This is a genomic window from Thermoanaerobaculia bacterium (genome assembly GCA_035717485.1).
In the GTDB taxonomy this organism is placed as follows: domain Bacteria; phylum Acidobacteriota; class Thermoanaerobaculia; order UBA5066; family DATFVB01; genus DATFVB01.
In genome coordinates, this window is record DASTIQ010000059.1 from 1 (window position 1) to 5,870 (window position 5,870).

Here is a 5,870-nt window from a genome sequence, read left to right on the forward strand (position 1 = left end):
GATCCCGCCGAACCCGTGCGGGCGTCGACGCGAGCGCCGAGGGAAAGGGGACCGGCGACCGAGCGCTCGGCCGCGGCCGAAAGCCCGCCGTCGAGGAGCGATCCGTGGCGCGGATCCGCCGAGTTGGCGTCGTCGGAGAGATCACGGCGATAGACCCGGACGGTGACTCCCGCGCGGCTCTCTTCGGCTTCCCGCTCCCATCGTCCGCGGATCTCGTCGTGCCGGACCCCCTCCGGGACGCGGTCCGCCAGCACCGAGGTCGCGCGGTCGAAGCCGTCGTCGGTGCGCCGCGACACCGACCATTCGATGTTGCCCGCTGAGTCGGACTGGTGCTGGAACCGGACGGCTTCGCGGTCGAGGCGCGCCGGCACGCCGTCGGGAGAGGAGAAGTTTCGTCCCGCGTAGCTCAGCGCGATGCCGGTCTCGGGAGAAGCCGCGATCAGCAGCACCCCGTCGCGGGCCGTGCCCTCGTCGAGCGCCGACGTCGGATGATCGTCGGTCAGGGCGGCATACGAGCCGCGGAAGGAATACTGGAGCGATCCGGGAAGGCTGCCGAAGAGGTTCGCCTCCGTGCGGGAGAAGCCCCCGCCCGCGCCGCCGACGTCGGTGCTGCTCGCGAAATCCCCGTTCACGACTCTCGCCAGATGGATCCGGTCGGCGGCGGTCGAGCGGTAGGGCTCGGCCGCGGATTCCGACGTGATCTCGCGCAGCACGTCCGCCGGAAGCCGGTCCCGCCACGACCAGACGTCCAGTTCGCTCTTTCCGACGGGCGTCGATTTCGCGGGAACCAGGTCGATCGCGATCGTCGAGACCGTCGGCGTGGCCTGGTGCCAGAGACGGATGAGCGAGGGGTAGAAGCCGGTCTTGTACGCGATCACGTCGTAGACGCCGGCGGGAACGCCTTCGACCTGGAAGGAGCCGTCGGGCTGCGTCCGGGCGCGGTTCAGGCGGGCATCCGAGACGCCGTAGACGAACACGAGCGCGCCCGGAATGGGGACCTGGAGGTGCTTGACGATTCCGGCGACGGGCGCGGCGTCGCCCCAGGCGGCGGGAGCCGCGGCGAACGCCAAAAGCCAGATCAAGCCGGACCCGCGTAGTCGGCTCATATCGATCCGTCGAGGAGGGTATACCCCGGGGGGCGGGATGTCAAAGGGCGTCCTCCTTTCGGAACATGCCGCCGAGGACGTGGCCGACGATCGCGGGGTTTTCCTTCAGTCTTCTCAGCGAGTAACCCCGCCAGGCCGTTCCGTAGGGGACGTACACCCGCAGGCGATGGCCCTGCCGGATGATCAGCCGGCGGAGGCCGACCGTCACTCCCATCAACATCTGGAACTCGTAGTCCTCGCGGCGCGCCGATCGCCGCTCGATCGAATGGAGCGCCTCGACGACCATCGCTTCGTCGTGGGTCGCGATCCCGACCGGGACCCGCGCCTCCAGGAGCCGGTCCGTCGCGTACGCGTAGCTCCGGCGGATCAGGTCGGGGTGCCGGAAGGCGATCTGGCGAGGCTCGACGTAGATCCCCTTGCAGATCCGAACCGGCCATCTTTCCGCGACGGCGAGGGCGACGTCCGCCTGGGTCCGCCGGAGGTAGGCCTGGAGCACGATCCCGACGTTGTCGAATTCGGCGCGAGCGCGCCGGAAGAGGTCGATCGTCGCCTGCGTGACCGACGAGTCCTCCATGTCGATCCGGACGAAATTGCCCCGCCGTTTCGCCTCCGCCGCGACTTCGCGGAAGTTTTCCCAGGCGAGCTCGGGATCGAACTTCAGACCCATCGCGGAGAGCTTGACGGACACGTTGGAGTCGAGGCCGCGTTCCGCGATCCCCGCGAGCGCCCGCCGGTACTCGTCGACGAAGAAGCGCGTTTCCTCGCGGCGGGTCACGTCCTCGCCGAGGACGTCGAGCGTCGCCGACGCGCCCTCGCGGTTCAGGCGGTCGACGGCCGCGAGCGCGTCGTCGAGCGTTTCTCCCGCCACGTACCGCGAGGCGACCCGCCGGACGAGCGGGGAGGGAACGAGGGGCAGGGTCGCGGCGATGGCCCGATCGAAGAGGCTCACGGCGCCTCCGGGAGCGCCCGGGCGAAAGCGACCGCGTCCACCCGGGGAGCGCCGCCGCGTTTCAACGCCCGCGCGCAGGCCGAGAGCGTCGCGCCCGAGGTCGCGACGTCGTCGACGAGGAGGACGGGAGCGGCCGAGCCGCCCGCGCGGAACGCGCCGCGCACGTTGTCGGCGCGCCGGGAGAGGGGGAGGCCCGCCTGGCGTTCCGTCTCGCGCGTCTTCCGGAGGAGGTGCGGAGCGAACCGGCGGCTGGTCGCCCGGGCGAGCTCGGAGGCGAGCTCCGCGGCGGGAAAGAAACCGCGCCCTCGCCGTTCCCGGCGCGTCGCCGGCACGGGAACGACGATCGCGTCCGCGGAGACCGCGGCCGCGGCGGCCGCCATCATTCCGGCGAGCGCGCTCGCGAGATAGTCGACGCCGGCGTACTTGAACGCCTTGAGGATCTCCCGGGCGGAGCCGTCGTAGACCGCGGGACAGCGGAGCGCGTCGTAGGCGGGCGGGTCGCTCATGCAGCGGCCGCAGCGCGGCTCCTCGAGAGCGTCCGCGCCCGCCGCCGGAATCGGGAGATCGCAGATGCCGCACCGCGCTCCGGAAGCGCGGGGCATCGAGCTCCAGCACTCCTCGCAGACGCCCCCGCGCCGCGCCCGGGACCGCCCGGCGTCGCACGACCAGCAGGCGGGAGGGAAGACGAAAGGGGAGAGCCGTTCGAGAACGGTGGAGAGGGCCGCGATCACGCGCCCTCTCCGGGACTGCCCGCGAAACGCGGCTGCTCCATCGCGCGCGATTCTACCCGAGCCTCGCCGCCGGGCGGAGAGCGAGTCGGACGGCGCTCGCCCGGCGCCCGACTCGTCGGAAGCGCCGGGTCCTCCGCGATCCCGCGCGCCCGGCCGTACAAAGCGTGACGGCGTTGACCCTCCCGGGGGCGGAGGGTAGAGTCGTCGCGTGAAAGGAGGCGCCGTGCGAATTCTCCGATTCGGGGCCGTCCTCGTCCTGGCGTTCGCGTGGTCGGCCGTCGCGCGCGCCCAGTCCTCCTCGTTCGGCGTCGGGGCGTCGGGGGGCATCGTCGACGCGGCCGAGCGCGAGTTCAAGTTCAGCGATTTCGAGCGGAGCGACGTCAACGTCTGGGCGCAGTACGCGGTCGATCGCCAGGTCTTCCTCCGCGCGACCCTCGGACGGATGCACGTCGCCGCCTACAACGCCGGCCAGCTCGTCGTGAACGACGGCGTGACGGCGACCGTTCCCGACGACGTGCGCGACCGGATCGATTACGGGCTCATCGCGACCTCCTACGACTTCGTCGAGTCCGCCTGGACATCCGGTCTCTTCGCGGGCGTGGGCATTTACCGCGTCAAACCCGGCATCCCGCCCGGCGACCTGGCATTCGCCGCCGACAAGGAGGAGACCGTCTTCGGATTCCACTTCGGCGTCGACGCGCAGTTGACGATATGGCGGACGCTGGGGATCCTCGGACGGGTCACCTGCCACATTCCGCAGACGAATCCGCATCGGGTGCTGATCACCGCCGATGCCGGGGTGTCGTACCGGTTCTAGGGGGCGGCGCGGCGATACCCGCCCGTCGGAGCCGCCGGCGCGCTCGACGGGCATCCCGGTACGCCGCGCCGGCTACTCCGAAGCCTTGATGATCGCCAGCCCCTTCTGCCCGTAGAACCTTCCCAGCAGCGCGTAGTACGCGCCGGTCTCCTTCAGCTTCTTCAGGTTCTCGTCCAGGAGCGGCGTCAGGTCCGAGCCGAGGCGGAGCGCGAAGGCGTAGTTCTGTTTCTCGGGGAGCGACCAGGCGATCTCGAGATTCGAATACTTCGCCGCGTACGTCATCGCCATCGGCGAGTCGGTCACGCTGAAGTCGGCGGTGCCGTCGGCGACCTTCGAGAAGAGCTCGCTCTGGTTCTCCGTGTAGAGGAGCTTGACCTTCGGCGCTTTCTGGCACTCCTTCTCCCAGGTCGTCCCGCGCTGGGTGATCGCCCGCCGTCCGGAGAGGGCCGCGAACGAACGCGCGGTCTCCCCGCGGCGAACGACGACCGTCTCGCGCACCGGGAAGTAGGAGTCGGAGAGATCGGCGATCTTTCGCCGTTCGGGCGTGTCGGTGATGGACGCGGCCGCGATGTCCCCTTCGCCGCGGGCGAGCGCCGTGAAGATCGTGTCGAAGGACGGAACGATCACGACCTGGGTCTGGGCGCCGAGGGCTCGGGCGAACGAGCGGAGAACCTGGTATTCGATCCCGTCGTATCCCGACTCCGTTCGATAGATCAGCCGCGACACGTCGTTCGGATCGGAGAGGTCGGTGAGGATCCGCAGCGTGTGCGTGTCCTTGACGTGCTGCAGGTCGGATGCGGACGCGGCGCCGCCGAGCGCCGCGGCGGCGAGCGCCGCGCCGAGGAGCTTCCGGAGAGGGGATTTCACGCCGTCATTCTGCGCGCTCTCCCCCCGCGGCGCAACCGCCGGCCGGACCGCGCGTCGTATGATCGGCGCCGTGAAGAGGGACTACTACGAGGTGCTCGGAGTATCGAAGGGCGCGAGCGAAACCGACATCAAGAAGGCGTACCGGAAGCTCGCCCGGAAGCTCCATCCCGACGTCAACCCGGGGGACTCGGGCGCCCAGAAGAAGTTCCAGGAAGTCCAGGAGGCGTACGAAGTCCTGCAGGACCCCGAGAAGCGGAAGGCGTACGACCGGTTCGGGCACGCGGGACCGCGCGTCGAGGAACCGCCCGAGGGGGGATTCGATTTCGGCGGATTCGGCTTCGGCGGGGGATCTCCCGGGGGAGGCGCGTCCTTCGAAGACCTCGGCGGCATCTTCGGGAACCTGTTCGGCGGGATGGGCGGCGGGGGATTTCGCGGCGGCGCGATGGCCGCCGATGCCCGCGCGACGATGGAGATCCCGTTCCGGACGTCCGTGTTCGGCGGCACGCTTCAGCTCCAGACCACGCGCCGCATCGTCTGCCCGACGTGCCAGGGCACGGGGCGGAAGGGCCGCGCCGCCTGTCCGACGTGCCGTGGGCAGGGGCGGATCGCGAGCATGGAAAAGCTGAAGGTCAACGTCCCCGCCGGAATCCGCGACGGGGGAACGATCCGGATTCCCGGCAAGGGCGATACCGGAAGCGACGGGTCCTCGGGGGACCTCTACGTGACGATCAAGGTCTCGCCCCATCCGTACTTCGAAAGGCGCGACGACGACATCCTCGGCGTCGTGCCGATCACGATCCGGGAGGCGTATTCGGGAGCCGAGATCTCCGTGCCGACGGTCCACGGCCGGATCCGCGCGAAGGTGCCCCCGGGAACGCAGGGCGGCCAGCGGTTCCGGCTGCGCGGAAAGGGCGTGCGGGATCCGCGAACGGACGCGTCGGGCGACCACGTGTACACGGTGAAGATCGTCGTGCCGAAGAACCTGACCCCCGCCGGCCGGGAAGCCGCGGCGCTCTTCGATTCGCTGTACGAAGGGGATCCGAGGGCGGAACTGCCGGACGGGCTGGACTAGCCGTCGCGGCGAGGCATCGAGCCGGAAGGGCGCGTGCACGCCCGCGGCGCCCTCGCCGTCCGTTCGCCGGTACGACTCGGGACGCCGCGGCCGACCCGCATCCCGTCGGGCTCGCCCCTCGCCGCGGCTCACTCCGGTCGTGAGGTCATCGCCTTGTCTGCGATCGTCCTTGAACGGTAATACACGAAATTCGAAATGCGCTGAAAATGCCGGCGCGGCAGGGTGCTCGTCGGTGTGGCCGGTCGCCACGCTGCGCGGCAGATAAGTCGCTCGTCGCGACGATCTCGCTCAGGCTAGAGCGCGCATGACGATGCGCGCCGCGCGCTCT

At 70.3% G+C, this 5,870-nt stretch carries 6 protein-coding genes; 2 read left to right on the forward strand and 4 right to left on the reverse strand.

Translation table 11 applies throughout. The annotated features are described in order from the left end of the window. From VFS34_02895 to VFS34_02905, 3 genes are all read right to left on the reverse strand, one after another. Positions 1–1,082: carboxypeptidase-like regulatory domain-containing protein (locus tag VFS34_02895; GenBank protein ID HET9793384.1), on the reverse strand; the 1,082-nt coding region annotated here is incomplete at its 3' end. Positions 1,083–1,146: 64 nt separating this feature from the next. Further along, a complete protein-coding gene (locus VFS34_02900) occupies positions 1,147–2,055 on the reverse strand; it encodes a proline dehydrogenase family protein (GenBank protein HET9793385.1) in 909 nt (302 codons plus the stop codon). Then, positions 2,052–2,786, reverse strand: a complete 735-nt coding sequence (locus VFS34_02905; GenBank protein ID HET9793386.1) for a double zinc ribbon domain-containing protein — start codon at positions 2,784–2,786, stop codon at positions 2,052–2,054. The genes VFS34_02900 and VFS34_02905 overlap by 4 nt, the downstream gene beginning before the upstream one ends. Positions 2,787–3,009: 223 nt before the next feature. Here VFS34_02905 and VFS34_02910 point away from each other — a divergent pair, with 223 nt between their 5' ends. Next, on the forward strand, positions 3,010–3,603 hold the full coding sequence (locus VFS34_02910; protein HET9793387.1) for a hypothetical protein: 594 nt from the start codon (positions 3,010–3,012) through the stop codon (positions 3,601–3,603). A gap of 72 nt (positions 3,604–3,675) precedes the next feature. Here the strand turns inward: VFS34_02910 and VFS34_02915 are convergent, their stop codons facing one another. Then, positions 3,676–4,470, reverse strand: coding sequence for a transporter substrate-binding domain-containing protein (locus tag VFS34_02915; GenBank protein ID HET9793388.1), 795 nt, complete (start codon positions 4,468–4,470; stop codon positions 3,676–3,678). 70 nt (positions 4,471–4,540) lie between these two features. Between VFS34_02915 and VFS34_02920 the strand changes: the two genes are divergently transcribed. Beyond that, positions 4,541–5,542, forward strand: coding sequence for a J domain-containing protein (locus VFS34_02920; GenBank protein HET9793389.1), 1,002 nt, complete (start codon positions 4,541–4,543; stop codon positions 5,540–5,542). The last annotated feature ends 328 nt before the right edge of the window (positions 5,543–5,870 follow it).